At 67.1% G+C, this 26149-nt stretch carries 23 protein-coding genes; 17 read left to right on the forward strand and 6 right to left on the reverse strand.

Features of this window, described 5'->3' with window-relative positions:
* The first annotated feature begins 2 nt into the window (after positions 1–2).
* From PG2T_RS09600 to PG2T_RS09615, 4 genes are all read left to right on the forward strand, one after another.
* On the forward strand, positions 3–482 hold the full coding sequence (locus PG2T_RS09600) for a (2Fe-2S)-binding protein (protein WP_068804569.1): 480 nt from the start codon (positions 3–5) through the stop codon (positions 480–482).
* On the forward strand, positions 482–2800 hold the full coding sequence (locus tag PG2T_RS09605) for a xanthine dehydrogenase family protein molybdopterin-binding subunit (protein WP_068804571.1): 2319 nt from the start codon (positions 482–484) through the stop codon (positions 2798–2800). Before PG2T_RS09600 ends, PG2T_RS09605 begins: the two co-directional genes overlap by 1 nt.
* A 7-nt stretch (positions 2801–2807) precedes the next feature.
* Positions 2808–3074, forward strand: coding sequence for a MoaD/ThiS family protein (locus tag PG2T_RS09610; RefSeq protein ID WP_068804573.1), 267 nt, complete (start codon positions 2808–2810; stop codon positions 3072–3074).
* Between the two features lie 142 nt (positions 3075–3216).
* Positions 3217–3717 carry a C40 family peptidase gene (locus tag PG2T_RS09615; RefSeq protein ID WP_068804575.1) on the forward strand — a complete coding sequence of 167 codons (501 nt, stop codon included), beginning with the start codon at positions 3217–3219 and terminating at the stop codon, positions 3715–3717.
* On the opposite strand, the gene PG2T_RS09620 is transcribed toward PG2T_RS09615, so the two are convergent.
* A complete protein-coding gene (locus PG2T_RS09620) occupies positions 3618–5531 on the reverse strand; it encodes a putative bifunctional diguanylate cyclase/phosphodiesterase (protein ID WP_158513183.1) in 1914 nt (637 codons plus the stop codon). The two genes, PG2T_RS09615 and PG2T_RS09620, sit on opposite strands and share 100 nt — an antisense overlap.
* On the opposite strand from PG2T_RS09620, the gene PG2T_RS09625 reads away from it, so the two are divergent.
* The 4 genes from PG2T_RS09625 (at position 5494) to PG2T_RS09640 (ending at position 9522) form a co-directional block, all read left to right on the forward strand.
* Positions 5494–6648, forward strand: a complete 1155-nt coding sequence (locus PG2T_RS09625; protein WP_083215040.1) for a thioesterase family protein — start codon at positions 5494–5496, stop codon at positions 6646–6648. The genes PG2T_RS09620 and PG2T_RS09625 overlap by 38 nt on opposite strands.
* 216 nt (positions 6649–6864) lie before the next feature.
* Complete coding sequence (locus PG2T_RS09630; protein ID WP_068804581.1) at positions 6865–7716, forward strand: AAA family ATPase; 852 nt, start codon at positions 6865–6867, stop codon at positions 7714–7716.
* Between the two features lie 25 nt (positions 7717–7741).
* On the forward strand, positions 7742–8914 hold the full coding sequence (locus PG2T_RS09635) for a vWA domain-containing protein (RefSeq protein ID WP_068804583.1): 1173 nt from the start codon (positions 7742–7744) through the stop codon (positions 8912–8914).
* A 23-nt stretch (positions 8915–8937) separates the two neighbouring features.
* Positions 8938–9522 carry a UbiX family flavin prenyltransferase gene (locus PG2T_RS09640; RefSeq protein ID WP_068804585.1) on the forward strand — a complete coding sequence of 195 codons (585 nt, stop codon included), beginning with the start codon at positions 8938–8940 and terminating at the stop codon, positions 9520–9522.
* A 6-nt stretch (positions 9523–9528) separates the two neighbouring features.
* Here PG2T_RS09640 and PG2T_RS09645 read toward each other — a convergent pair whose 3' ends face one another.
* Positions 9529–10329: a 1,6-dihydroxycyclohexa-2,4-diene-1-carboxylate dehydrogenase gene (locus PG2T_RS09645; protein ID WP_068804587.1), complete on the reverse strand. Its 801-nt coding sequence runs from the start codon at positions 10327–10329 to the stop codon at positions 9529–9531.
* A gap of 195 nt (positions 10330–10524) precedes the next feature.
* Here PG2T_RS09645 and PG2T_RS09650 point away from each other — a divergent pair, with 195 nt between their 5' ends.
* From PG2T_RS09650 to PG2T_RS09680, 7 genes are all read left to right on the forward strand, one after another.
* Positions 10525–11442: an acetaldehyde dehydrogenase (acetylating) gene (locus PG2T_RS09650; RefSeq protein WP_068804590.1), complete on the forward strand. Its 918-nt coding sequence runs from the start codon at positions 10525–10527 to the stop codon at positions 11440–11442.
* Positions 11443–11457: 15 nt separating this feature from the next.
* The gene (gene dmpG, locus PG2T_RS09655) at positions 11458–12507 is read left to right on the forward strand and encodes a 4-hydroxy-2-oxovalerate aldolase (RefSeq protein WP_068804592.1); all 1050 of its coding nucleotides are present in this window, start codon (positions 11458–11460) and stop codon (positions 12505–12507) included.
* Positions 12508–12517: 10 nt separating this feature from the next.
* Positions 12518–13306, forward strand: a complete 789-nt coding sequence (gene dmpH / locus PG2T_RS09660; protein ID WP_068804594.1) for a 2-oxo-3-hexenedioate decarboxylase — start codon at positions 12518–12520, stop codon at positions 13304–13306.
* Between the two features lie 10 nt (positions 13307–13316).
* On the forward strand, positions 13317–13508 hold the full coding sequence (locus tag PG2T_RS09665; RefSeq protein ID WP_068804596.1) for a tautomerase family protein: 192 nt from the start codon (positions 13317–13319) through the stop codon (positions 13506–13508).
* Positions 13509–13546: 38 nt separating this feature from the next.
* The gene (locus PG2T_RS09670) at positions 13547–14095 is read left to right on the forward strand and encodes a ferritin-like domain-containing protein (RefSeq protein WP_068804598.1); all 549 of its coding nucleotides are present in this window, start codon (positions 13547–13549) and stop codon (positions 14093–14095) included.
* 41 nt (positions 14096–14136) lie between these two features.
* Complete coding sequence (locus PG2T_RS09675) at positions 14137–14958, forward strand: alpha/beta fold hydrolase (protein ID WP_068804600.1); 822 nt, start codon at positions 14137–14139, stop codon at positions 14956–14958.
* A gap of 168 nt (positions 14959–15126) precedes the next feature.
* Positions 15127–15573 carry an ester cyclase gene (locus PG2T_RS09680; RefSeq protein WP_068804602.1) on the forward strand — a complete coding sequence of 149 codons (447 nt, stop codon included), beginning with the start codon at positions 15127–15129 and terminating at the stop codon, positions 15571–15573.
* 1 nt (position 15574) lies between these two features.
* Here the strand turns inward: PG2T_RS09680 and PG2T_RS09685 are convergent, their stop codons facing one another.
* The 4 genes from PG2T_RS09685 to PG2T_RS09700 form a co-directional block, all read right to left on the reverse strand.
* Positions 15575–17038, reverse strand: coding sequence for a protein adenylyltransferase SelO (locus tag PG2T_RS09685; RefSeq protein ID WP_068804604.1), 1464 nt, complete (start codon positions 17036–17038; stop codon positions 15575–15577).
* A 236-nt stretch (positions 17039–17274) separates the two neighbouring features.
* Complete coding sequence (locus tag PG2T_RS09690; RefSeq protein ID WP_083215041.1) at positions 17275–18102, reverse strand: dienelactone hydrolase family protein; 828 nt, start codon at positions 18100–18102, stop codon at positions 17275–17277.
* Positions 18103–18250: 148 nt separating this feature from the next.
* Positions 18251–19915 carry a carboxypeptidase regulatory-like domain-containing protein gene (locus tag PG2T_RS09695; protein WP_158513184.1) on the reverse strand — a complete coding sequence of 555 codons (1665 nt, stop codon included), beginning with the start codon at positions 19913–19915 and terminating at the stop codon, positions 18251–18253.
* A gap of 159 nt (positions 19916–20074) precedes the next feature.
* A complete protein-coding gene (locus PG2T_RS09700) occupies positions 20075–23545 on the reverse strand; it encodes an indolepyruvate ferredoxin oxidoreductase family protein (protein WP_068804610.1) in 3471 nt (1156 codons plus the stop codon).
* Positions 23546–23681: 136 nt separating this feature from the next.
* On the opposite strand from PG2T_RS09700, the gene PG2T_RS09705 reads away from it, so the two are divergent.
* Both PG2T_RS09705 and ggt read left to right on the forward strand, forming a co-directional pair.
* Positions 23682–24464, forward strand: coding sequence for an SDR family NAD(P)-dependent oxidoreductase (locus tag PG2T_RS09705; RefSeq protein WP_068804613.1), 783 nt, complete (start codon positions 23682–23684; stop codon positions 24462–24464).
* Positions 24465–24492: 28 nt separating this feature from the next.
* Positions 24493–26148, forward strand: coding sequence for a gamma-glutamyltransferase (ggt, locus tag PG2T_RS09710; protein WP_202816303.1), 1656 nt, complete (start codon positions 24493–24495; stop codon positions 26146–26148).
* Position 26149 lies beyond the last annotated feature (1 nt).

Consider the following 26149-nt stretch of genomic DNA (forward strand, 5'->3'; position numbering starts at 1 on the left):
CCATGGCAAAGAAAACACACGTCGAAACAACCCTCAATGGCGAAGCGCTGGAATTTCTGGTCGAGCCGCGGCAGAGCCTGCTCGAGTCGCTGCGCGACGTGGTGCACATGACCGGCACCAAGGAAGGCTGCAACGATGGCAACTGCGGTGCCTGCAGCGTCCTGCTCGACGGCGTGCTGGTGAATTCCTGTTGCGTGCTGGGCGTCGAGGCACAGGGTCGCACCATCGAGACGGTCGAGGGCCTCGGCACCACCGACAACCTGCACCCGTTGCAGCAGGCTTTTCTGGAAGAAACCGGCATGCAGTGTGGTATCTGCACGCCGGGTTTCCTGATGGCGTCCAAGGCGCTGCTGCAGAAAACACCCAATCCATCCGAGGACGAGGTTCGTCTGTGGCTGGCCGGCAACCTGTGTCGCTGCACCGGCTATGACAAGCTCGTGCGGGCGGTTCTGAAAGCCAGTAAGGCAATGGAGGCTGCGTAATGAACATGGAACCCGAATACAAACCCCGTCAGTGGCGTGTGCTGGGTACGACTCCGGTACGCCGCGACGGCATCGACAAGGTGACCGGCCAGGCCAAGTTTGGCGACGACGTGCACCTGCCGGACATGCTGCACGGCAAGGTCGTGCGCAGTCCGCATCCGCACGCTCGCATCAAGCGCATCGACATCAGCAAGGCGATGGCCCTGCCGGGCGTCAAGGCGGTCATCACCGGCGCCGATTTTCCGCCGCTGAATCAGGCCGTGGTTGCGGCTGGTGAGGGCGGCAGCGTCAGCATGCAGGACATCGCCGACAACTGCATCGCCAAGCACACCGTGTTCTACGACGGCCACGCCGTGGCCGCCGTGGCGGCCGAGAATCCGCACGTGGCCGAGGAAGCCGCGGCGCTGGTCGAGGTCGAGTACGAAATCCTGCCGTTCATCCAGGACGTACGCGAGGCGGTGAAGGAAGGCGCGGTGGTGCTGCACGACGACTACGTACCCGGCGCGTTCCTGTTCCCGACCCAGAAGGCGCTGCCCAATGCCGGGCGCCTGCAACTGGCGGCTGGCGACATCGAGCAGGGGTTCAAGGACGCCGACATCGTGGTGGAGCGGGAATACACCACTGCCACCGTGCATCAGGGCTACATCGAGTCGCACATCACCACCTGCCGCTGGGACAGCGACCAGCACCTGACGGTGTGGACCTCGACCCAGGGCGCGTTTGCGATTCGCGATTTTCTGGCTTCCATCCTGAACCTGCAGCTGTCGCAGATCCGCGTCATCCCGATGGAGATCGGCGGCGGCTTCGGTGGCAAGGATGTGGTGTACCTGGACCCGCTGGCGGCGCTGCTGGCCAAGAAGACCGGCCGTCCGGTGAAGATGGCCATGACCCGCGCCGAAGTGCTCAAGGCCACCGGCCCGAGCTCCGGCACCTACTGCCGCGTCAAGATCGGCTGCAAAAAGGACGGTACGCTGGTTGCGGCCGACCTGTACCTGCTGTTCGAGGCCGGCGCCTACCCGGGTGGCCCGATCGCGCCCGGCGCCCTGTGTGCGCTGACCCGCTACAACATCCCGAACGTGGTCATCGACGGCTACGACGTGATGCTGAACAAGCCCAAGATCAAGCCGTACCGTGCACCCGGCGCCACTCAGGCGAATTTCGTGGTCGAGACGGTGATCGACGAGCTGGCCGAGAAATGCGGCCTGGATCCGATCGATTTTCGCCTCAAGAACGCCACCGTCGCCGGCGATCGTCTGATCATCGGCATGCCGGTGCCGCCGATCGGTACCGTCGAGATGCTGCAGGCGGTCAAGAAGCACCCGCACTACACGGCGCCGCTGGGCGGCCCGAACCGCGGTCGCGGCGTTTCCTACGCCTTCTGGTTCGGCGCCGGTCTGACCTCAAGCTGCGAGATACATGTCAACGCCGACGGCACCATCAACCTGGCCACCGGCTCGGCTGACCTGTCCGGCACGCGCATGACCCTGGCCATGCAGGCGGCCGAGGCGCTGGGCGTGCCGCTGGGCGACATCAGCTCCAGCGTGTCCGATACCGACTCCATCGGCTACACGTTCCAGTCGGTCGGAAGCCGCACGACCTTCGCCACCGGCTACGCCATCATCAAGGCGGCGCAGCTTGTGCTCGAGCAAATGAAAAAGCGCGTGGCGATGATCTGGGAAGTCGATGTCGCCGACGTCGACTGCACGGTGGAGACCGCCGGCGTGGCCGATTTCGTCGACCGCAACGACCCGCACCGGCGCATGCACTTCAAGCAAGTGGCGGCGCGCATGGACGAGACCGGCGGGCCGATCTCGGTCGATTTCACTGCCAACCCGCATGGCGTCGGCTTCCAGATCGCCGCGAATATCTGCGACGTGGAAGTGGACCCGGAAACCGGCAAGGTGCAGATCCTGCGCTTCACCGCCTTCCAGGACGTCGGCAAGGCGGTGCATCCGGACTATGTGGCCGGACAGATGCAGGGCGGCGCGGTGCAGGGCCTCGGCTGGGCGCTCAGCGAGGGGTACTGGTACAACAAGGACGGCCGCCTGGCCAACGCCAGCCTGCTCGACTACCGCATGCCGACCTCGCTGGACGTGCCGATGATTGACACCGTGATCCTGGAGACTCCCAATCCGGGCCATCCGTTCGGCATCCGCGGTGCCGGCGAGGTGCCGATCGTGCCGCCGCCGGCAGCAGTTGCCAATGCCATCTACAACGCCGTGGGCGTGCGCATGACCACCCTGCCAATGGCACCGGGTGCGGTGCTGGAAGCCCTCTGGGCCAAGGAAGGCAAGCCCGCCTCGGTGAAGGTGGCCTGAGACCGGAATGGCGAGCGTCTGGATCCCCGCCACCATGCAGCACCTGACAGGTGGCGAGGCGGTGGTTCAGGCGCCCGGCAGCACGGTGCGCGAGCTCGTGTCCCGGCTCGACCAGACCTATCCCGGACTGAAGGCGGCCATCGTGCAGGAAGATGGCCGCCTGAAACCCGGCGTTGCCGTGGCGGTCGACGGCTACGTCACCAGCCTTGGCCTGTTCCAGCCGATCAAGGAACACAGTGACGTCCAGTTCGTGCCCGCCATCGGTGGTGGCTGAGGCAGGGCCTGCTGCATGGTTCTGCCTGCCGCGGCGGGCTTCCTTCGGCGGTGGCGGGCGGTCGTGGTCGGGCGGGTTGTTGGTGTTGTGGCTGGCCACCCTCGGGTTGGCCGGATGTGGCCACGCACCGGCGCGAACCGGCTTGGCGGCCCTGCCCGCAGCTCCCTACCAGGACAACCTGCTGGCAGCCGAAATAGCGGCATCGATGATCGGCACGCCGTATCGCGCCGGCGGCGATCGGCCGCGTGAAGGTTTCGACTGCAGTGGCCTGGTCAGGTATTCCTATCGCCTGCTGGGCCTGGATCTGCCGCGCACGGCCGATGCGCAGCGGGCGGTCACGCAGCCCGTGACCGAAGGCGCGCTGGCCATCGGCGACCTGCTGTTTTTCCGTATCAATGGCGCCATCAGTCATGTTGGCATTTATTACGGCGACGGCGAGTTCGTGCACGCACCCTCGAGCGGCAAGGCGGTCATGCGCAGTCGGCTCGATGAACCCTACTGGCGGGCGCGCCTGGACGCGCGCGGGCGACCGCTGCCGGGGCTTCAGGACAGTGCCGGCAGCAGCCCGCGCAACAGTTCCGGGGCATTGACCAATCCCGGCAGGTCGGTGGCGGCCACCGGCGCGCTGAGCAGGAATCCCTGACAATAATCACAGCCGCGCTGGCGCAGAAACTGGAGTTGTTCCGCGTTCTCGACGCCTTCGGCAACCACTGACAGGCCAAAGGTTCGTCCGATGGCGATCAGCGCCTCCACCAGCTGGGCGCTCAGGGTGTCGTTCGGCAAGCCGGCAACCAGGCTGTGGTCCAGCTTCAGGCTGCGGATGGGCAGGCTGCTGATGTTGCGCAGCGACAGCATGCCCTGGCTGACATCGTCGACCGCCAGGTACATGTCGGTGGCCGCGGTCACGTCACCGAGCGCACGCCCCAGTTCCTGCGCCATGATGCTTTCGCTCACTTCCAGGCGCACGGCGGCGCTGGTCAGGCCGTGGCTGTGCAGCACGCGCCGGAAGCGGCCAGCAAAATCGGCGCGTCGCAGCTGCGCGGCCGACAGGTTGGCGCAGACAAAGAAATCCTCGCCCAGCACCCAGCGCCACTGCGCCAGTTGTGCGCACAGGCGGTCCAGAACCCAGTCACCGATCTCGAGGATCAGCCCGCTGGTTTCGGCAACGTCCAGAAACTGCGCCGGATGCAACACGCCCACGGTCGGCCGGTGCCAGCGCAGCAGCGCCTCCGCACCCACGAAGCGTGCGCGCTTCAGATCCAGCAGCGGCTGGTAGAGCAGTTCGAACTCGCCGCGCAGCAAGCCCTGCTTGAGGCCGGCCGTGAGTTCCTGACGGCGCTGCGAGACGGCGTCAGCGTGCGTGGAAGCGAGGCGGTAGGTGTCGCGCCCGCTGCGCTTGGCCGCGTACATGGCCTCATCGGCCACCCGCAACAATCCCTCGGCGTCGCTGGCATGATCCGGATACACCGCAACGCCGATGCTCAGACCAAGCTGCAGCGTGCGTTCGCCGGCCTGCAGCGGGGCATCGAGCGCGCCGAGTACGCGCTCGGCGATGCGGCTCTCGAATCCGGGCGGAAAGCTTTCGGCCAGCATGACCAGTTCATCTCCACCCACCCGCGCCAGCAGCTCGCCCGAACGGCGTACCGCGGTCAGGCGTTGCGCCACGGCGATCAGCACGGCGTCGCCGACGTCGTGGCCGAAGGCGTCGTTGATCTGCTTGAAGCCGTCCAGATCCAGATACAGCACCGCCACCCGACCGCCGTCGCGGTCGGCGCGCGCCAGTGCCGAGTTGAGCTCCTGGTGCAGGCGCACCGAATTGGGCAGGCCGGTCAGTGTGTCGTGTTCGGCACGAAACTCCAGCGCCCGGGCGGCGGCGCGGCGCTCGGTCGCGTCGTGCAGGCTCACGACCGCGGCGCCGCCGGCCCGCGGCAGCGCACGGCTTTTCCACTCAAGCGTGCGGCCGTCGGGCGCGGTCCATTCCTGAATTCCTTGGTCATCGCCGCTCAAGTCCAGGCGATGGCCGTGCAGATCGGCGGTGGTCCTGCCCAGCAGTCGCCCGGCGGCAGGGTTTGCCAGGGCAACCCGCTGATCCGCTTCCAGCAGCAGCACGCCGTCCGGATTGGCCGCGAAGGCCAGGTTGATCTGCGCCTGCCCGAGCGCCGCCAGCAGCTCGCCGCGGCCGAAATCACGCCGCAGCCAGACGCAGCCGGTCGGCCATCGGTCGTCGAGCACGTTGGCCTCGTCGGGCGGCGCGTCCAGCACCAGCAACAAAGGCAGCTCCGGGGCGAGCGTGGCCAGGTCGCAATCCGGCAGCGCGCGCGTCAGCGCATCCAGGGACCAGGCGGCCAGGAGCACGGCGTCGGCCGCGGTGGTCTGCAGCGCCGTAGACAGGTGCTGAGCGTCGACCGGATGCGGATCGATGGCAACCGTGGCGGTCGACGCCAGGCGCTCGGACAAGCTTTCACCCGTGCGCACGGCCGTATCCACAAACAGGATCCGCCAGTGCTGCCGATGGCCCTCGTACGACGACAAACTCAGCTCCCTCGTGGACCGGGGACGTTTCCCGGAGCGCGTTATCCGCAGGCCGCCCGCGGCGGCCAGCCGATTTCGATACAGGCACAATGAGGGCATTGTCCGGCACGCCGATCCGTCGCCATTGGCCGGAAGGACAAGCCAGCCATCACATCGGGAGCAGTTGCGGATGAATCCGGCCGGGAGCAGTCAGTTCGAACACGACAGCCGCCTCGTGCACGCCGGAAATGGCGTGTATGAGGGCGAGCTGTCCGCCGCCTGGGCCATCGGCGCCGTGCCCAATGGCGGCTATGTCATGGCGATTGCCTGCCGGGCGCTGGCCGCGGCGCTCGACCTTCCGCATCCTGCGAGCATGACCGGCCATTACCTGGCTCCCACAGAAGCCGGCCCGGTACGCATAGAAACCCAGATCATCCGCCGTGGGCGCCGGATCAGCACGGCGACGGCGCGGCTGATGCAGGGCGACCAGGAACGGGTCCGGTTCACGGGTGCCTTTACCGATTTTGCCCTCAGCACCGGCATCGACCTGACTACAGTATCACCGCCCGAGATATCCGGGATCGCGCATTGCGTACCGATAACCGAGCTCACGCCGCGCCCGGTTGCCATCCATGACCGGATACTCGCACGCCTGGACCCGGACACTGCCAGTCACTGGCACAGCGGCGACCCGGCGGCCGACACGCAGCTTCGCGCCTGGCTCGGCTTCGCTGACGGCGCCGACCCGAATGTGTTCTCGCTGCCCCTGTTTGCCGATGCGCTGCCGCCACCGCTGTTTCGGCGGGTGGGCTTCAGCGGCTGGGTACCGACGGTGGAACTGACGGTGCACGTGCACCGAGTGCCGGCGCCCGGCCTGCTGCGGGCGCGCTTCGTCACCCGCCACGTCACCGGCGGATTGCTGCATGAGGACGGTGAACTGTGGGACAGCGCCGGCCAGCTGGTGGCGTTGTCACGGCAGCTGGCCATCATCAACGGGTCGGCAGCGTCCCGCGAAAGCGGCCGTTCGAAGCCGGTCGGCGCGCCGCCGGAAGGTGTCACATGAGTGCGAGGCGGCTTTCCCGCGCGCCGCGCCCGCCTCACCGCCGGGTTCGGTGAGGCGCTAAAGTTCAAAAAAGCGCTGAGTTTCCATCCTGGATTTCTCGGCGCTTCCCTGGCGGGCAACCGGGGCAATACGGCAGGCTTTGAACGTACGTCCGAACGGGCGATCATTGGCTGCGAAGGCCACTGGATTCCGCCACGCCCAGCCCGAGACCGCGCCATGACCGACCGCTTCACCGGCACCGACCGCTACGTCGCCACCGACGACCTGACGCTGGCGGTCAACGCCGCAATCACGCTGGAAAGGCCCCTGCTGATCAAGGGTGAGCCGGGCACCGGCAAGTCCATGCTGGCGGTGGAAGTGGCCCGCGCGCTGGGCAAGCCGCTGATCGAGTGGCACATCAAGTCCACCACCAAGGCGCAGCAGGGTCTGTACGAGTACGACGCGGTGGCGCGCTTGCGCGACTCGCAGCTGGGCGACGCCCGCGTGCACGACATCGGCAACTACATCGTCAAGGGCAAGCTGTGGCAGGCCTTCGAGGCCGACGACACGCCGGTGCTGCTGATCGACGAGGTCGACAAGGCCGACATCGAGTTCCCGAACGACCTGCTGTTGGAACTCGACCGCATGGAGTTCCACGTCTACGAGACGCAGCAGACCGTGCGCGCGCACCGGCGGCCGATCGTCATCATCACGTCCAACAACGAAAAGGACCTGCCGGACGCCTTCCTGCGGCGCTGCTTTTTCCACTACATCCGCTTTCCGGACGCGGGCACCATGGGCCGCATCGTCGAGACGCATTTCCCGGACCTCAAGCGCGATTTGCTGGCTGCGGCGCTGGGCACGTTCTTCGAGCTGCGCGAAACGCCGGGCCTGAGCAAGCGACCGTCGACCTCCGAGCTGCTGGACTGGATCAAGCTGCTGCTGGCCGAAGACATCCCGGCCGAGGCGCTGCGCAGCGCGGACATCAAGACCAGCCTGCCGCCGCTGTACGGCGCCCTGCTCAAGAACGAGCAGGATCTGCACCTGTTCGAGAAGCTGGTGTTCCTGAACCGGCGCGAGGGGCGCTGAGGCGCCGGCCGGGCGGAGCGGCCGCGTGTTCACGTCGTTTCTGGAGCAACTGCGCGCCACCGGCATTCCGGTCAGCGTGCGCGAGTACCTGACGTTTCTGGAGGCGCTCGGCCGCGACGTGTCGCCGCGCAGTGCGGACGGCCTGTATCACCTGGCCCGCTGCGCGCTGGTCAAGGATGAGAAGTTCTACGACCGCTTCGACACTGTGTTTGCGGCCTATTTTCGCGGCGCTGAAATCGCCTTTGAGCAACTTGACGGCGCCATCCCCGAGGACTGGCTGCGCAAGGAAATCGAAAAGCTGCTCACCGACGAGGAAAAGGCCCGGCTGCAATCGCTCGGCAGCCTGGAGGCGCTACTGGAAACCCTGCGCCAGCGCCTGGCCGAGCAGAAAGGCCGCCACCAGGGCGGCAGCAAGTGGATCGGCACCGGTGGCACCTCACCCTTCGGCCACGGCGGCTACCATCCCGAGGGCGTGCGCATCGGTGGCGAAGGCGGCCAGCGGCGCGCCGCCAAGGTGTGGGAGCAGCGGCAGTTTCGCGATCTCGACGATCAGGTTGAACTGGGCACGCGCAACATCAAGGTGGCGCTCAAGGGCCTGCGCCGGCTGGCGCGCGAGGGGCTCGCCGAAGAACTGGACATCGACGGCACCATTCGCGGCACCGCCCGGCGCGGCTATCTGGACCTGCAACTGCGCCCCGAGCTGCGCAACCGGGTCAAGGTGCTGCTGTTCCTGGACGTGGGCGGCTCCATGGACCCGCATGTGCGGCTGTGCGAGCGCTTGTTCTCGGCCGCGCGGGCGGAATTCAAACACCTCGAATACTTCTACTTCCACAACTGCGTGTACGAGCGCCTGTGGCGCAGCAACGCGCGCCGCCACGCCGAGCGCTTTTCCACCTGGGAGGTGCTGCGCAAGTACGGCCGTGACTGGAAGGTGATCTTCGTCGGCGACGCGTCCATGGCGCCCTACGAGATCACCCACGTCGGCGGCAGCGTGGAACACCGCAACGAGGAGGCCGGCGCCACATGGCTGCGCCGCCTGGTCGACACCTATCCATCATCCGCCTGGCTGAATCCCGAACGGCCCGCTGACTGGGGCTATATTCCGTCCATCGGCCTGGTGCGCGAGCTGCTGCAAGACCGCATGTACCCGCTCACCGTCGAAGGGCTGGAGCGGGCCGTCCAGGCGTTGCGCCGATAGCCTGCCGGCAAGTGAGGGGAAGCATGAAGAAACGTCTGATCGTCGGCGTCACCGGCGCCACCGGCGCCATTTACGCCTACGAGCTGCTGCGCCAGGTCCGCGCCCTGGGCGACATCGAGACGCACCTGGTGATGTCGTCCGCCGCCGTGCTGACGGCCCGCCAGGAACTGCGCCGCGAGCGGCCGGACTTCGAGGCCGTTGCCGACGTGGTCCACAACGTCAAGGACATCGGCGCCAGCATCGCCTCCGGTTCGTTCATTACCGAGGGCATGGTCATCGTGCCCTGCTCGATGAAGACGCTGGCCTCGGTGGCAAACGGCTATTCCGACAACCTCATCGCGCGCGCCGCCGACGTCATCCTCAAGCAGCGCCGCCGGCTGGTGCTGGTCACCCGCGAGACGCCGCTGAACCTGGCGCATATCCGCAACATGGAGTCGGTGACGCTGATGGGCGGCATCATCTTCCCGCCCGTGCCGGCCTTCTACGCCGAACTGACCTCGCTCGACGACATGGTGACGCACACGGTCGGCCGGATCCTGGACCTGTTCGACATCCGCCACGACCTGGTCAACCGCTGGCGCGGCCTGGGCGAGGCGCTCAAGGACTGACGCAGCTCAGATCGGCGTGCCGCCGCTGACCGGCAGCACGTAGCCGGTCAGGTAAGAGGCCTCCGGCGCCGCCAGGAAGCAGATCGCCGCCGCCTGTTCGTCGGGCGTGGCAAAGCGCTTGATGAAGGTGTCCTGCAGGGTCTGGTCGAGCACGCCCTTCATCCACTGCTGGTCACGCTCGGTGGGCGGCGTGGGCGTGCGTGGAATCGCGCGCTGGCCGACGTTCGTGCCGCCGGGGGCAATGCAGTTCACGCGCACGCCAAACTCGGCCAGCTCGTAGGCCAGGGACACCGTGATGGCATGGATGCCGCCCTTGCTGGCGGTGTAAGGCACGCGAAAAACACCGCGCGTGGCCGTGGAGCCGACGTTCACGATGGCGCCCGAGCGCCGCTCCACCATGTGCGGAATCACCGCCCGGCAGGTCCACAGCGTCGGCCACAGCGAGCGCTGGACCTCCTTTTCGATCTCCTCGGGCGCGTACTCCCAATACGGGCGCGCCCAGATGGTGCCGCCGACGTTGTTGACCAGCACGTCGACGTGTCCATAGGCGGCCAAGGCGCCCGCGGCGAGCTGCTGCGCGCCGGCCCAGGTTTCCAGATCCGCCAGCACCACCTCGGCCTGCCCGCCGGCGGCGCGGATTTCGTCCCGCACCGCATCGGCCTGCGGCGCAGCGCGGTCGGCCACGATCACCCGCGCGCCTTCGGCGGCCAGGCGCAGCGCGGTGGCGCGGCCGATACCCTGCGCGGCGCCGGTGACGACGGCGGTCTGGCCCTCGAAACGGCGGCAGTGGTAGGCGTTGTCGGTCATGTGTGGCTCCTGTGGCAGACGGCGGCAGGCTGCGGGCCAAACAGTATGCTGCGACCGTCGGGACGCGCAAAATGCCTGCCTTGTGGCCCACGCCAGCCGCCAAGTACCATTACCGGTCCGGACCGTGCCATCCGGGCCGTTCGCCGCCGGGCGACGGCATTCCGGCCGCTTACTGGCCTGCCGAGGAAATTCGTCATGAAAATCAACTGCGCCCTGATCGGGTCGGGCAACATCGGCACCGACCTGATGTTCAAGCTAAAGCGCAGCCCGGTGCTCAATCCGGTCTGGATGGTCGGCATCGACCCCGACTCCGACGGCCTGCGCAAGGCGCGCGAGGCCGGCATGAAGACGACTCACGAGGGCGTGGACGGCCTGCTGCCGCACCTGGCCGAGGACAACATCCAGATTGCGTTCGACGCCACCTCGGCCTACGTGCACAAGGAAAACTCCGACAAGCTGACCTCGCGCGGCGTGGTCATGATCGACCTGACGCCGGCCGCCATCGGCCCGTTCTGCGTGCCGCCGGTGAACATCAAGGATCACCTTGGCAAGCGCGAGATGAACGTGAACATGGTCACCTGCGGCGGCCAGGCCACCATCCCGATGGTCTATGCGGTCAGCCGCGTGCAGCCGGTGGTGTATGGCGAGATCGTTGCCACCGTGGCCTCCAAATCGGCCGGCCCTGGCACGCGCAAGAACATCGACGAGTTCACCCGCACCACGTCCAGGGGCATCGAGGTGGTTGGCGGCGCGCGCAAGGGCAAGGCCATCATCATCCTGAACCCGGCCGAGCCGCCGCTGATCATGCGCGACACCATCCACTGCCTGACCGAGACCGTGCCCGACCAGGACGCCATCCGCGCCTCGGTCAAGGACATGATCGCGGAAGTGCAAAAGTACGTGCCCGGCTACCGCCTGCTGCACAACATCGTGTTCGACGGCAACCGGGTGTCGATCTTCGTCGAGGTCGAGGGCCTGGGCGACTATCTGCCCAAGTACGCCGGCAACCTGGACATCATGACCGCCGCCGGCACCCGCACGGCCGAGATGATTGCCGAAGAGATCATCGCCGGCAGCTTCAATCCGGCGCAGTACAAGACCGCCGCCGCCTGACCCGAGGACATCGCCATGGCCCTGAAAGACTTGAAAGGCCGCAAGGTCACCCTGCACGACATGTGCCTGCGCGACGGCATGCACGCCAAGCGGCAGCAGATCACGCTGGAACAGATGACCGCCATCGCCTCGGCGCTGGACGAGGCCGGTGTGCCGATGATCGAGGTCACCCACGGCGACGGCCTGGACGGCACCTCCATCAACTACGGTTTCGGCCTGCACACGGACGAGGAATACCTGAAGGCGACCGTGCCGCACCTGAAGCAGGCCAAGGTGTCCTGCCTGCTGGTGCCGGGCATCGGCACCGTGGACGGCCTGCGCATGGCGGCCGATCTTGGCGTGTCCTGCATCCGCGTGGCCACGCACTGCACCGAGGCAGATTGCGGCGAGCAGCATATCGGCCTGGCGCGCAAGCTGAACCTGGACGCGGTCGGCTTCTTGATGATGGCGCACATGGTCAGCCCGGAAAAAATCCTCGAGCAGGCCAAGCTGTTCGAGTCCTACGGCGCCACCTGCATCTACGTGACCGACTCGGCCGGCTACATGCTGCCGGACGACGTTGCGGCCAAGGTCGGCCTGCTGCGCGCCAATCTGGCGCCGAACGTCGAACTGGGCTTTCACGCCCACAACAACCTGTCGATGTCGGTCGCCAACTCGCTGGCCGCGATCGATGCCGGCGCCAATCGCATCGATGGCTCGGCGGCGGGCCTGGGCGCCGGCGCCGGCAACACGCCGCTGGAAACCCTGGTGGCGGTATGCGATCGCCTGAAGATCGAAACCGGCATAAGCCTGTACAAGATCATGGACGTGGCCGAGGACGTGGTGCGCCCGATCATGGACCAGCCGGTGCGTGTGGACCGCGACTCGCTGTCGCTGGGCTTTGCCGGCACCTATTCCACCTTCCTGCTGCACGCCAAGCGCTTCTCGGACCGCTACGGCATTTCCGTGCGCGACCTGCTGGTCGAGTGCGGCCGGCGCAAGACCGTCGCCGGCCAGGAAGACATGATCGAATCGATCGCGCTCGAAATGCTGGCCGAACGCGGCAAGCAAGCCGCCCACGCCTGAGGATCCGCGCATGGCACTTGATTCCGCGACCATCGCCAAGCTGGCCGAGCACCTGGAGACGGCTGAACTCGAAGCCTACGACGTCACCAAGATCACCGACGACCACCCGGACATGACCATCGCCGAGGCCTACCGGGTGATGGAGGCGATCCGCGACCGCAAGCTCGCGCGCGGCATCCGCCAGGTCGGCTACAAGATGGGCCTGACCTCTCGCGCCAAGATGGTCCAGATGGGGGTCGACAAGCCCGGCTACGGCCTGCTGTTCGACTACTTCGCCGTGGAGGACGGCGGCACCATCGACATCAAAAAGCTCATCCACCCCAAGGTGGAGGCGGAAATCGCCTTCGTCACCAAGGCGCCGCTCAAGGGCCCCGGCATCCACATCGGCAACGTGCTGGCGGCCACCGATTTCGTGCTGCCGGCATTGGAAGTCATCGACTCGCGCTACCGCGACTTCAAGTTCGACATGGTCAGCGTCATCGCCGACAACAGCTCGTCGTGCCGCTTCGTGACCGGCGGGCGCAGCCGGGACGTGTCCGATGTGGACCTGAAAACGCTCGGCCTGGTGATGGAAAAGAACGGCCAGCCGGTCGGTCTTTCCTGCGGCGCGGCGGTATTGGGCCACCCGGCCGCCAGCGTGGCCATGCTGGCCAACATGCTCGGCGCCAAGGGTCAGGAGCTGCCGGCCGGCAGCTTCATCATGACCGGCGGCGTCACCGCCGCCATCGCGGTGGAGGCCGGTGACAACATCACCGTGCACTACCAGGACCTGGGGTCCATTTCGGTCAATTTCGCCTGAGGAGGCCGCCATGCCGTTCCTGCAAGTCAACATTCTCGAAGGCCGCACCGAGGAACAGAAACTCGGCCTGATCCGCGAGCTGACCGAAACCGTCTGCCGCGTGCTCGGCTCCAAGCCGGAAGCGGTGCGCGTGCTGATCAACGACGTGCCCAACACCAACTGGGGCATCGCCGGCAAGTCGGCCAAGGAACTGGGACGCTGAGCTTCCCTGCCGATCCACGCCAGACTGGAGACCGTGCCATGGCCAAGAAAAAAATCGAAAAGCCATTCCTCACCGACATCAAGGCGCTGCGCAAGCGGGCCCGCGAGCACATCGAGCGCGGGGCGGTCACCGCCGGCTACCGGGCCGATCTGGACACCGTCATCCGGCTTTTGAACGAGGCGCTGGCCACCGAGATCGTCTGCATGCTGCGCTACAAGCGCCATTACTTCATGGCCAGCGGCATCAACGCCCAAAGCGTGGCGCAGGAATTCCTGACGCACGCCAATGAGGAGCAGGCGCACGCCGACCAGATCGCGCAGCGCATCGTGCAGCTCGGCGGCGAGCCCAACCTGTCGCCGGAGGGCATGCTCACGCGCAGCCATGCCGAGTACGTAGAGGGCGAGACGCTGGCTGACATGATCCGCGAGGATCTGGTGGCCGAGCGTATCGCCATCGACAGCTACCGCGAGATGATCGCCTACCTCGGCACTGACGATTCCACCACCCGGCGCATGCTGGAAGGCATCCTGGCGATGGAAGAGGAGCATGCCGACGACCTGGTCAGCCTGCTCGAAGAGCTGGGCTAGGTTGTCGGGCTCCCCCACTGCTTCAACCCCGTGAGAAAACCATGAGCAATCCTGAAATCGGCAAGTGGATCAACGCCGGCGGCATCAACACCAATTACCACGACGTTGGCGAGGGCTACCCGACGGTGCTGATCCACGGCTCCGGGCCGGGCGTGAGCGCCTTCTCCAACTGGCGCCTGGCGTTTCCGGTGCTGTCGCAGAAAGTGCGCGTGCTGGCGCCGGACATGCTGGGCTTCGGCTACACCGAGCGCCCGGCCGGCGTGCAGTACACGCTGGATACATGGGTCAAGCACCTGGTCGATTTCATCGACGCGCTGGGCCTGGACAAGGTCAACCTGGTCGGCAATTCCTACGGCGGCGCGCTGTCGCTGGCCACTGCCATCCGTCATTCCGGGCGTGTGAACCGCATGGTGCTGATGGGCGCGGCGGGCGTGAAGTTCCCGCTCACCGAGGGTCTGGACTACGCCTGGGGCTACACGCCCTCGCTCGAGAACATGCGCAAGATGCTCGACCTGTTCGCCTACGACCGCAATCTGGTCAGCGACGAACTGGCGCGCCTGCGCTACGAGGCCAGCCTGCGCGAGGGCGTGCAGGAAGCCTATGCCAGCATGTTCCCGGCGCCGCGCCAGCGCTCGATCGACGCCCTGGCCAGCCCGGAGGAGGACATCGCCAAAATTCAGTCCCCGGCGCTGATCATCCATGGCCGCGAGGACCGCATCCTGCCGTACAGCAACTCGGTGCGCCTGTTCGAGCTGCTGCCCAACAGCCAGCTGCACATGTTCGGCAAGTGCGGCCACTGGACGCAGATCGAACACTCGGCCCGCTTCAACAAGCTGGTACTGGATTTCTTCGGCGAAGCCTGAAACGCCGACCGTGTGCGTGAAGGCCGCTTGCCGGGCACATCGGCAAGCGGCCTTTTTTATGCCCGGCCGCCGGCGGGTAGCTTGCGACCTGCCCGTCGCAGCAGCGCGTTATGATCGTCCCCGACCGGCCACGACCGGCGCGGATTCACCACAACAGGAGGAGTAACCATGTCGGATCAGAATCGTCTGGAACAGAACAAGCAGTTCGTGCGCAAATTTTTTGCGGCGATGGACGCCAAGCGCTTCGATGAAATGGAGGCGCTGCTGCACCCGGAGCACCTGTTTCACCTGCCGATGGCGCGCGAGCCGCTGAACGTGAAGACGCACATGGAAGTGAACAAGCACATCCAGAAGTCCCTGCCGATCGTCAAGCGCGTGTTCGAGGACCAGATCGCCGAGGGCGACAAGGTGGTCAGCCGCGGCCGGCTGAGCTTTCAGCACATCGGCGAGTTCAACGGGGCGGCACCCACGAACAAGGTCATCGAAGTCAGCTTCATCCACATCATGCGCATCAAGGACGGCCTGAACGCCGAGGAATGGGACGAGGTCAATTTCCTGCCGTTGATGAAGGCGCTGGGCGCGGTGCCGGAGAGTGCCGGCATCAACTGGCACTGATTCAGGACGAGCAGGACAACTCGATCGCGCCGCCGTCATCCAACGGCGGCGCGGCGTACTCGTCCATTTCCGGACACGGTTCGAACGGTCGCGCCAGCAGGCGGCGCAGGCGCTCGATTTCGCTGTAATCACGATGATCGGCCGCCCGGCGTATGGCGCGCTCCGCCAGATGCGTGCGCAGCACGTAGAGCGGGTTGATGGCGTTCATGCGCGCCTGGCGGGCTTCGCCCGGGTCGCTTTCCCCGGCCAGCCGGGCGGCGTAATCGTCCAGCCACGCGGCGAGTGATTCCGGCGCCCGCGACAGGGCCAACAGCGGGGCGCGGGTCGCCGCATCGTGTGGGCGAAACGTGCCCAGGCCGCGCATGAAGGCCGGGTAATCGACATGCCCAGCCTGCAGCGCCAGCAGCAGGCGATCGACCAGATCGGCATCCTGCGCGCGGGCTTCCAGCAAGCCGAGCTTGCGGCGCATGAGTTCGCCGTATGCGCCGACGAACAGCGGCTCGAACGTTGCCAGCGCCGCTTCGCGCGCCTCGGCGGGGATCAGCGTGGACAGGGCCTCGGCCAGCGCGTGCAGGTTCCACAGGGCCACGCGCCCCTGGTTGGCATAGGCGTAACGCCCGCGTTGGTCGGTGTGATTGAACACCCGCATTGCCTCGAAATGGTCCAGAAACCCGTAGGGTCCGTAGTCCAGGGTCAGGCCCAGAATCGACATGTTGTCGGTATTCATCACGCCATGCACGAAGCCCTGCGCCTGCCAGGCGGCGACCAGTAGGGCGGTACGTTCGATCACCTCGCGCAGCAGGCGGTGATGGCAATCCGGCAGCCCGCTGAACACCGGAAACTGCGTGTCAATCACGAAATCGGCCAGCTGCGCCACGCGCTGAGCCTCGCCCCGGTAATGAAAGAACTCGAACGAGCCGAAGCGCACGTGGCTGGGCGCCAGGCGCGCCAGAACGGCGGCGGTCTCGATCTGCTCGCGGTAAACGGGCTGGTCGCTGCCGACGATGGCCAGCGCGCGGGTAGTCGGAATGCCCAGGCCGTGCATGGCCTCGCTCGCCAGGTACTCGCGGATGGTCGAGCGCAGCACCGCCCGGCCGTCGGCGCCGCGCGAAAACGGCGTCCGGCCGGCGCCCTTGAGCTGCAGTTCGCGGCGGGCGCCGTCGACATCGATGAGATCACCCAGCAGCAGCGCCCGGCCGTCGCCCAGCTGCGGCACGTAGACGCCGAACTGGTGGCCCGCGTACACCGCGGCCAGCGGCTGCACGTGCGCGGGCACGTGGTTGCCGCACAGCGTATCGATGTCTCGTGGCCCCAGATCACCAGACAGGCCGAGCTGTCCGCCCAGGTCCGGGTTGAAGGCGATCAGGTAGGGCCGCGGCAGCGAGGTCGGCGCCTGCGGCGCGTAGAAGTCGGCGGGCAGGCGGGCGTAGGCGCCGGCAAGAAGGCGCTGTTCGACTTCGCTCATGAGGGACACGCAGACCGTGCCCGGCGGCAAGGCGGTTCAGTCAATGGGAAAAAGGGAAGGCCGGCAAAGCCGGCGTTCAGTTGACGGGCGTGTGTCCGAGCGGGCGCGATTGCTAAACCCTCAAAAAAGCTCGCCTTTTTCAACACAAGGCGGCCGGCACGTAGTCAACCATGCAAGACCCGACGCGGCCTGACGTGTGTCAATTCAAGGCGACGGCGCGCATCCGCGTGCCGGGCTCATTGGTCTGCTGGCTTGCCGCCCGATGCATTGAACAGTTCGTCAAAAAATTGCCGCATGGCGCCCCAGGAGCGCCGGTCGGCAGAAGCGTTGTAGGCGGCGCCGGTCGAGGCGTCGTTGCCGGCATCGGGATTGGTGAACGAATGCACGGCGCCGCTGTAGCTGATCATTTGCCAGTCGACGTCGGCGCTGCGCAATTCCGCAAGCAGGGCATCGATATCAGCCGGCTTGACGAAAGGATCCTCGGCGCCGTGCAAGATCAGCACCTTGCCTCTTATGTTCTTGCCGTCGGCGGGCGTTGGGCTGTCCAGCCCGCCATGGAAGCTGACCACGCCCCGCACGTCGACACCGGCGCGGGCCAGTTCCAGCACGCCGGTACCGCCGAAACAGTAGCCGATCGCGGCCGTGCGGGCAGCGTCGGCTTGCGGACTTGCCAGCATGGCCCGGTAGCCTGCCTGCAGGCGCGACCGAAACAGCGCGCGATCCTGCTTGTATTTGCCGGCCTGGGCGCTGGCCGCTTCGGGAGAATCCGGGCGCACGCCCTTGCCGTAAATATCCGCCGCGAACGCCAGATAGCCCAGTCGCGCCAGTTGCTGCGCGCGCTGTTGGACGGTGGGACCGACGCCCTTCCAGTCATGGACGATCAGTACCGCGGGGCGTTTGCCGACTTTCGCGGCGTCGTAGGCGAGATAGCCTTCCAGAACCTGGTCGCCGTCGCGATACTCGATGACCTGCGTTTTGAGCGCGGCGTGCGGCACCGTTCCGATGGCCGACGATTTGCCGGGCAACGTGTCGGCCCGGGTGAGCATCGGCTGCCAGGCAAGCATCAGCGCCGCCGACAGGCCGGCGATCAGAACGCGGTATCTCATTGCGAGGCCAATCTGGATTTTGGTGACACCGGGCCAGCAGAGCGAAAGTCATGCCCCGCCGGCAGGCGGATCGACAGCGAAGGCGGCAGTGATCCTTGCTGCCGGGTTATTGCGCCGAGCCGACGGTGATGGCGTCGCCCGGATCGACCATCACGAAGCGGCTCGGACCCGCACCGGTGGGGATGTTGGAGTACGCCGTCCACAGGTTGCCGTTGCGCCGGTCGAACGTGATCATGCGCAGGTAGCCCATTTCGCTGGGCAGCGGGAACACCTCGAAGCTGCGATCGGCCGGGTCGAACCTGTAGATCACGTCGGTGTTGCTGGTGCCCAGCCACACCACCTTGCGCCACGGGTCCCAGACCGCGCTGTAGGAGGCGTTGCTGGGGTCCGGCATCATCACGCGGGCCAGTTCCTTGTCGGCCTTGCTGTCGTAGATCAGCAGCTCCCCGGTGCCGAACATGGGCACGTACAGCACGTCCTGATCGTCGATCGCCATGCGCCGAGGTCCGGCGCCCTGCGGCATCGGCAGATACACATCCAGCTTGTCGGTTTCGGTATTGATGGCGCCGACACCACCGGACAGCTGCGAGAACCACACGCGCTTGCCGTCGTGTGTGATCACCGCGCCGTACAGGGAGCTGTGCATGGGCGACTCGCCTTCGTCCTTGGGCGTGTCGACGGTGGTGATCTGACCGGTCGCCGGATCCAGACTGGCCATGCGGTTGCTGCCGATCAGCGTGAACCAGTAGCGGCCCTTCGGATCCGGCATGGCCTGGAATTTGTAGTCCGGCGCAATGTCGTGCGCCATTTCGTACTTGCCGAACTTGTCGAACAGCTGCCACTGCTCGGTCTTCGGATCAAAGCGACCGACCACGCCCTGCTCCAGCATGGTCACCCAGAATTTGCCATCGGGCGTATCGATGATGGTGTGCGGTCCGGTCGGGCCGGCGTAGGGGATCGGGTAGGGCTTCTGCTCGCCGGTTTCCGGATCCACCCGCAGCAGGCGGTTGTGTTGCAGGTCGGCGCCCCACAGGTAGGGGGAGTCGGGCGTCAGACCGACCTCGCGCACGAAGGCATCCTGCGGCAGCTGGATTTCGCGCATCAGGGTCTTACCCGTCACGCCCAGCGGCGCGCCGTAGTCATAGCTTTTCAGTTGATCGAAACGGGTCGGCAGATGTTTGGCCAGGAAGGCCGAAATCTGCTCCTCGTCGTGCGCATCGAACGAGCCCTGCGAGGGGTCGAAAACACCCTTCAGGTCCATCTTGGCCGGGTCGTACAGGCTCTGGTCAGGGCCGATCTGCACGAACTTGACGCGCATGTAGTTGATCATGGCCTTCCAGGCGGCTTGCTTTTCCGCCTCGGACTTGCCGTCCAGCATTTCGGAGTAATGACGCACCTTCTGCGACGGGAACTGGTGGCAGCTGGTGCATTGCAGGATGGTGTTGGCGCGCGCCAGGTCATCGGCACCGGTGCGCGGCAGCCAGGCCGACGGCGGCGCACTGTCGGCCGTGTTGGTTGCTACGGTCAGGGTGATTTTCGCCGCCTGGGCCGGGTCCAGCGTGACCGGCGCGTAGCCTAGCTTGCGCACCGACAGCTGCGTGCCGGCCGCCTTGGCCGGCAGTGTGTAGCGGCCGTCGGCGTCGGTGAAGACGGTGTAGGTGGAGGCGCCCAGCGCCAGTTCGGCCGGCTGCAGTGTCACCATCGCCTGTGCCACGGGGGCGCCGGTGGCGTCGATGACCTGCCCTTCGGTGGCCAGGGCGGCGGCGGGCATCAGAAGCACCGCCGCCGCACCCAACCCCATCACTAACCGGCCTTGGCCGGCGGCACTGGCTGCCATTTTTTCTCCTCCGTAACCGGGTGCCGACCGACCATGCAGAGGTCGTGGCAGGTGCCGGAATCTACTGCAGAACGGACGTTTGGGCAATGTGGTTCAGGCGGCGGCGCGTTGCTCGCGTGGCGCCCGGTAGCGCTCCAGCAACTGCGCCTCCAGGGCCTTGGCCTGCGCCACGTTGGCTTCCTTGATGTGGCCGAAGCCGCGCATCTGCTGCGGCAGTTCTGCGATCTGCAGCGCCAGCGCGTGGCTGTCGTGGTCGAGCCCGGCAAGCAGCGTGTCGACGGTGCGCTCGTACTCGCCGATCAGGCGCCGCTCCATGCGCCGCTCGGCGGTGTGTCCGAACGGATCGAGCAGGCTGCCGCGCAGGAACTTCAGGCGCGCCAGAACTTTCAGTACCGGCAGCATCCATGCTCCGTACTCGCGCTTTTGCAGTTCGCCACTGACCGGATCGCGACGCGCCAGCAGCGGCGGCGCCAGGTGGAAGCGCAGGCGCGTGTCGCCGGCGAAGGTCTCGCGCAGCTTGGCCAGGAACTCGCCGTCCGTATACAGGCGCGCCACCTCGTACTCGTCCTTGTAGGCCAGCAGCTTGTAGAAGTTGCGCGCCACCGTTTCGGCCAGACCGGTCATGCCCCTGGCGCGGGTCGTCTCGGCCTCCTGCACACGCTGCACGAGCGTGCGAAAGCGCTCGGCGTAGGCGGCGTTTTGATAGGCCGTCAGATCCTCGACCCGGCGTGCAATCACGCTCGGCAGGTCATGCGAGAACTGCTCGGCCCGGCCCGGTTGGTGGCCGGCCGCGGCGATGTCCTCCACCTGCCGCGGCTGGGCGGCATACAGCCGACCCCAGCGGAAGATGCTGGTGTTGCCCTCGACGAACACGCCGTTTAGCACAATGGCGCGCTCCAGGGCGGCCGGCGATACCGGCAGCAGGCCGCGCTGGCAGGCGTAGCCGAGCAGGAACAGGTTGGCACCGATGGCGTCGCCGATCAGCTGGCGCGACAGGCGCGTGGCGTCCACGAAGTGCACGCGCCCATCACCACAGAAATCGCTGACGGCGTGCTTCAGGTCCACGCCCGGCAGGGCCAGATCCGGCTGACGGGTGAAGTCGCCGGTCATCTGCTCGTAGGTATTGACCACGGCGTGCGTGCTGCCGGCGCGGGCCTTGGCCAGCACCTTCTCGCTGGCGCAGGTCACCAGGTCCGGGCCCAGCAGCAGATCGGCATTGCCGTCGCCCACACGCGCCGCGTGCAGGGCCTCGGCGCTGGGGCCGATCTGAACGTGGCTGAACACGGAGCCGAATTTCTGCGACAGGCCGGTGTCGTCCAGCGTCTGCACGTGCAGGCCCTGCATGTGCGCGGCGGTGGCCAGCAGCTGGCTGATGGTGACCACGCCGGTGCCGCCGATGCCAGCCACCAGCATGCCGAACGCGCCATCGAGTGCCGGCGCTGCAGGTTCCGGCAGGCCGGCCAGCAGGTCCTGCGGCACGGCGCTGCCACTGCGCCGCGCCAGCGTGCCGCCGTGCACGGTGACGAAGCTCGGGCAAAAGCCCTTCACGCAGGAGTAATCCTTGTTGCAGGCGGACTGGTCGATGGCGCGCTTGCGGCCGAATTCGGTCTCCAGCGGCAGCACCGACAGGCAGTTCGATTTCACCGAACAGTCGCCGCAGCCCTCGCACACGCGGTCGTTGATGAACACCCGCTTGTCCGGCTCGGCCAGCGTGCCGCGCTTGCGCCGCCGCCGCTTCTCGGTGCCGCAGGTCTGCTCGTAGATCAGCACCGAGATGCCGGGGTACTCGCGCAGCTCGCGCTGCACGGCGTCCAACTGGTCGCGGTGGTCGAGGGTGGTGCCCTCGGCAAAATCGCGGCGGTTGAATTTTTCCGGCGCGTCGCTGACCACGGCGATGCGCTGCACGCTCTCGCCGTGCATCTGGTGGGTGATCTGCGCCACGCTGATCGGGCCGTCGATGGGCTGGCCGCCGGTCATGGCGGTGGCGTCGTTGTAGAGGATCTTGTAGGTGACGTTGACGCCGGCGGCCACCGCCTGACGGATCGCCAGGAGGCCGGAGTGGTAGTAGGTGCCGTCACCGATGTTGACGAACACGTGCTTCAGGTCCGTGAACGGCGCCATGCCGACCCAGCTGACGCCCTCGGCGCCCATGTGGGTCCAGGTCTTGGTGTTGCGCTCCATGCGCTGGGCCAGGAAATGACAGCCGATGCCGGCCAGCGCCACGCTGCCGTCCGGAATGCGCGTGCCGGTGTTGTGCGGGCAGCCGGAGCAGAAGTACGGCGTGCGCTGGAACTTGGCCTGATAGGCGCTGGCCCGCTCGCGCTGGCCCTCCAGCAGCGCGATGCGGCTGTCCATGCCGGACTGTGGGGCGAGCAGGGCAAGGCGCGCCGCCAGCACGCGGGCGATGGGTCGTGGCGACAGCTCGCCGTGGTCCGCAAACAGCACCCGGCCATCCAGGTCGCGCTTGCCCAGCACGCGCGGCCGGCGGCTGTCCGGCAGGCCAAACAGCAGGTCCTTGATCTGGCCCTCCAGCATCGGCCGGCCCTCTTCCACCACCAGCAGTTCTTCCAGGCCGGCAGCGAAATCGCTCATGCCCTGCGGCTCCAGCGGCCAGATCAGCGCCGGCTTGTAGATGCTGATGCCAAGCTCGCCCGCCGTGCGGTCGTCCAGGCCCAGGTCGAGCAGCGCCTGGCGCAGATCCTCGTGCGCCTTGCCAAAGGCCACGATGCCCAGCCGCGGCCGCGGGCTGGCCAACGTCACGCGGTCCAGGCCACTGGCCCGCACCGCCGCCTGCACCGCCGGCAGGCGGTAGCGCATCAGGCGTTCTTCCTGAAAGGTCGGCCAGTCCGGCACGCGCAGGTGCACGCCATCCGGCGGCATGACGAAATCGGCCGGGATGACCACGTGACTGCCGGGCGAATCCAGATCGATCACCGCCGTCGATTCGGCGATGTCGGTCACCAGCTTGAGCGCCACCCACACGCCCGAGAAGCGCGAGATGGCCAGGCCCGCCAGGCCGTAGTCGTAGACCTCCTGCACGTTGCCGGCGGCCAGCACCGGAATGCCGGCCGCCATCAGCGCGAATTCGCTCTGCTGCGGCACGGTGGAGGAGTGACACACCGGATCGTCGCCGACTGCCATCAGCACGCCGCCCTGCGGCGCCGTGCCGGCCAGGTTGGCGTGGTGCAGGGCATCGCCGCTGCGCTCCACGCCCGGGCCCTTGCCGTACCACATGGCGTACACGCCGTCGTAGCGGGCGCCTTCGAAGACCTTCAGCTGCTGCGTGCCCCAGATGGCGGTGGCGGCCAGGTCCTCGTTCACGCCGGCCCGGAACACCACGTGGTGTGCGGCCAGATGCTCGCCGGCGCTCCACAGCGCCTTGTCCAGCGTGCCCAGCGGCGATCCGCGGTAGCCGGACACGTAGCCTGCCGTGTTCAGGCCCGCCGCCAAATCGCGCACGCGCTGCTCCATCAGCAGGCGCGTCAGGGCCTGCGTGGCGGACACCAGCACCCGTCCGTGGGGCTGCGCGTATTTGTCGTCGAGGGTGACCGGCAAAAGGCTCATGCAGGGCTCCGCATTGGATGGACACGGCCGAGGTGGGCCAGCAAGCGTACCGCCGGCCCGACTGCAGCGCCAACGTGCCGGCAACGGCGGTTAGACTCCGGGCGCAGCTTTCACACAGAATCTGGAGGAGCGATCCATGAGCGGATTACTGGACGGACGGGTGGTGATCGTCACCGGCGCGGCGCGCGGCATTGGCCAGGCCTATGCCAAGGCGTTGAGCGAAGCCGGGGCGACGGTAGTGGCGGCGGACATCCTGGACTGCGCGCAGACGCTTGGCCTGCTCGGCGGACGCGGCCTGGGCGTGAAAGTCGACATCACCGACATGGCCAGTTGCACCGCGATGGCCGAGGCCACGCAAAAGGCCCACGGCCGCATCGACGGCATCATCAACAACGCAGCCATGTTCGGCCCCAGCGCCGTGACCGAGGGCGCGCGCATGCTGCCCTTCGACGAAATCACCGAAGACGCCTGGCAGCGCATGATGAACATCAACGTCACCGGCACCTGGCACGCCTGCAAGGCGGTGGTGCCGGCCATGCGTGCGCAGGGCTACGGCAAGATCGTCAACATCTCGTCGAACACCATCCAGCTGGGCAATCCGAACCTGCTGCATTACGTGGTCAGCAAGGGTGCGGTGGCCACCATGACGCGCTGTCTGGCGCGTGAACTCGGGCCCGCCGGCATCCGCGTCAACACCCTGGTGCCGGGCTTCATCCAGAGCCAGGCCAGCCTGGACATCATGCGCGAGAACCACGCCGAGGCCATCACCGGCGCCATGAAGTCGATCTGCTCCCTGGGCCGCGAGCAGTACGCGGACGATCTGGTCGGCACGGCCGTGTATCTGCAGTCGGCGCTGTCGGACTTCGTGTCCGGACAGATGATCTCGGTCGACGGCGGCGCCTGCTTTACCGGCATGTAGGCCGGTCGTTTCAATCCTGGAGATAGACGTGCGTCGCCTGCTTTTTGTCCTTGTCTGGCTGTGCGCCCTGCCGGCCACCGCCACCCCGCGCCTGGGCGCCATCGCCAGTGCCCATCCGCTGGCCACCGAGGCCGGTTTCGAGGTCCTGGCGGCCGGTGGCAACGCCTGTGATGCCGCAGTGGCGGTCAGCGCCGCGCTGGCGGTGGTGGAACCGGTCAGCTCCGGCATCGGCGGCGGTGGCTTTTATCTGATCCAGCGCCGCGGCGCCGAGGCGCTGTTCGTCGATGCGCGCGAGACTGCGCCGGCCAGCGCCACGCGCGACATGTACCTGGGCGCGGATGGCCAGCCGGTGCGGCGAAAGTCCCTTGACGGCCCGCTGGCGGCCGGCATCCCCGGCGAGCCGGCGGCGCTGGTGCACCTGACCCGCCGCTGCGGCCGCCTGGACCTTGATCGCAACCTCGCGCCGGCCATCCGCCTGGCGGCCGAGGGCTTCGAGCCGGACGCGTTTCACCTGCAGATGACGGCCATGCGAAAAAGCGCCCTGGCCGCATCACCGGCAGCGGCGGTCATCTTTCTGGACCAGGGCGAGCCGCCCAAGCCCGGTTTTCGGCTGGTGCAGAAGGATCTGGCCGCGGTGCTGCAGCGCCTGGCCCGCAGCGGCAAGGCGGGTTTTTACGACGGCCAGACGGCGCGGCTGATCATCGACGGCGTCAACGCTGCCGGCGGCGCCTGGACCGAGGCCGATCTTCGCGACTACAAGGCCGTCGAACGCAGGCCGCTGCGCGGGCGCCATCGCGACACGGACATTCTGACCGCGCCGCCGCCCTCGTCGGGCGGTGTTGCGCTCATCACGGCGCTGAACATCCTGGAAGGCTATGCGCTGAACCTGCGCGATGCGGTCACCGGCAAGCACCTGATCATCGAGGCCATGCGCCGCGCCTACCGCGACCGCGCCGAGTATCTGGGCGATCCGGATTTCGTGGTCATGCCGATCGCCCAGCTCCTCAGCAAGGACTACGCCGCCGGCCTGCGGGCCGGCATCCGGCCGGACCGGGCCACCCCCAGCGCCGGTCTGCCGGGCGCCCCGGCCGCGGCGGAGGGCACCGACACCACGCATTTCTCGGTGGTCGATACGCATGGCAACGTGGTGTCGGCGACGCTGAGCGTGAACATCCCGTTCGGCTCCGGCTTCGTGCCGCCGGGCACCGGGATTCTGCTGAACGACGAAATGGACGATTTCTCGGCCAAGGAGGGCAGCCCCAACACCTACGGCCTGGTCGGCAACCACGCCAACGCCATTGCGCCGGGCAAGCGGCCGCTGTCGAGCATGACGCCGACCATCCTGCGCCGCGGCGACAGCGTGGCCGTGCTGGGCACGCCCGGCGGCAGCCGCATCATCAGCATGGTGCTGCTGGGCACACTCACATTCGCGCAGGGCAACGACGACCCGGCCGCCTGGGTGAGCACCGGGCGCTACCACCACCAGTTCCTGCCGGACGTGGTCGAGTACGAGCCGCAGGGCCTGGGCGAAACCGACATCGCCGGCCTGCAAAGGCTCGGCCACAGCCTGAAGCAGGTCGACCGCCGCTACGGAAACATGCAGGCCATCGCCTGGAACACCCGCAGCGGCGCCATGCAGGCAGCGAGCGACCCGCGTCGCCAGGGCAGCGCGCAGGTGCGGTGAG

Source organism: Immundisolibacter cernigliae, from assembly GCF_001697225.1.
In the GTDB taxonomy this organism is placed as follows: domain Bacteria; phylum Pseudomonadota; class Gammaproteobacteria; order Immundisolibacterales; family Immundisolibacteraceae; genus Immundisolibacter; species Immundisolibacter cernigliae.

Excerpts from the sequence above, each read along its gene's own strand:
- PG2T_RS09665 (WP_068804596.1), top strand. The coding sequence starts at position 13,317 with ATGCCGTTCCTGCAAGTCAACATTCTCGAAGGCCGCACCGAGGAACAG.
- PG2T_RS09705 (WP_068804613.1), top strand. The coding sequence starts at position 23,682 with ATGAGCGGATTACTGGACGGACGGGTGGTGATCGTCACCGGCGCGGCG.
- PG2T_RS09640 (WP_068804585.1), top strand. The coding sequence starts at position 8,938 with ATGAAGAAACGTCTGATCGTCGGCGTCACCGGCGCCACCGGCGCCATT.
- PG2T_RS09700 (WP_068804610.1), bottom strand. The coding sequence starts at position 23,545 with ATGAGCCTTTTGCCGGTCACCCTCGACGACAAATACGCGCAGCCCCAC.
- PG2T_RS09630 (WP_068804581.1), top strand. The coding sequence starts at position 6,865 with ATGACCGACCGCTTCACCGGCACCGACCGCTACGTCGCCACCGACGAC.
- PG2T_RS09645 (WP_068804587.1), bottom strand. The coding sequence starts at position 10,329 with ATGACCGACAACGCCTACCACTGCCGCCGTTTCGAGGGCCAGACCGCC.
- dmpH (WP_068804594.1), top strand. The coding sequence starts at position 12,518 with ATGGCACTTGATTCCGCGACCATCGCCAAGCTGGCCGAGCACCTGGAG.
- dmpG (WP_068804592.1), top strand. The coding sequence starts at position 11,458 with ATGGCCCTGAAAGACTTGAAAGGCCGCAAGGTCACCCTGCACGACATG.
- PG2T_RS09610 (WP_068804573.1), top strand. The coding sequence starts at position 2,808 with ATGGCGAGCGTCTGGATCCCCGCCACCATGCAGCACCTGACAGGTGGC.
- PG2T_RS09605 (WP_068804571.1), top strand. The coding sequence starts at position 482 with ATGAACATGGAACCCGAATACAAACCCCGTCAGTGGCGTGTGCTGGGT.
- PG2T_RS09675 (WP_068804600.1), top strand. The coding sequence starts at position 14,137 with ATGAGCAATCCTGAAATCGGCAAGTGGATCAACGCCGGCGGCATCAAC.
- PG2T_RS09680 (WP_068804602.1), top strand. The coding sequence starts at position 15,127 with ATGTCGGATCAGAATCGTCTGGAACAGAACAAGCAGTTCGTGCGCAAA.
- PG2T_RS09600 (WP_068804569.1), top strand. The coding sequence starts at position 3 with ATGGCAAAGAAAACACACGTCGAAACAACCCTCAATGGCGAAGCGCTG.
- PG2T_RS09625 (WP_083215040.1), top strand. The coding sequence starts at position 5,494 with ATGGCAACCGTGGCGGTCGACGCCAGGCGCTCGGACAAGCTTTCACCC.
- PG2T_RS09695 (WP_158513184.1), bottom strand. The coding sequence starts at position 19,915 with ATGCCCGCCGCCGCCCTGGCCACCGAAGGGCAGGTCATCGACGCCACC.
- PG2T_RS09685 (WP_068804604.1), bottom strand. The coding sequence starts at position 17,038 with ATGAGCGAAGTCGAACAGCGCCTTCTTGCCGGCGCCTACGCCCGCCTG.
- PG2T_RS09670 (WP_068804598.1), top strand. The coding sequence starts at position 13,547 with ATGGCCAAGAAAAAAATCGAAAAGCCATTCCTCACCGACATCAAGGCG.
- PG2T_RS09690 (WP_083215041.1), bottom strand. The coding sequence starts at position 18,102 with ATGCTTGCCTGGCAGCCGATGCTCACCCGGGCCGACACGTTGCCCGGC.
- PG2T_RS09650 (WP_068804590.1), top strand. The coding sequence starts at position 10,525 with ATGAAAATCAACTGCGCCCTGATCGGGTCGGGCAACATCGGCACCGAC.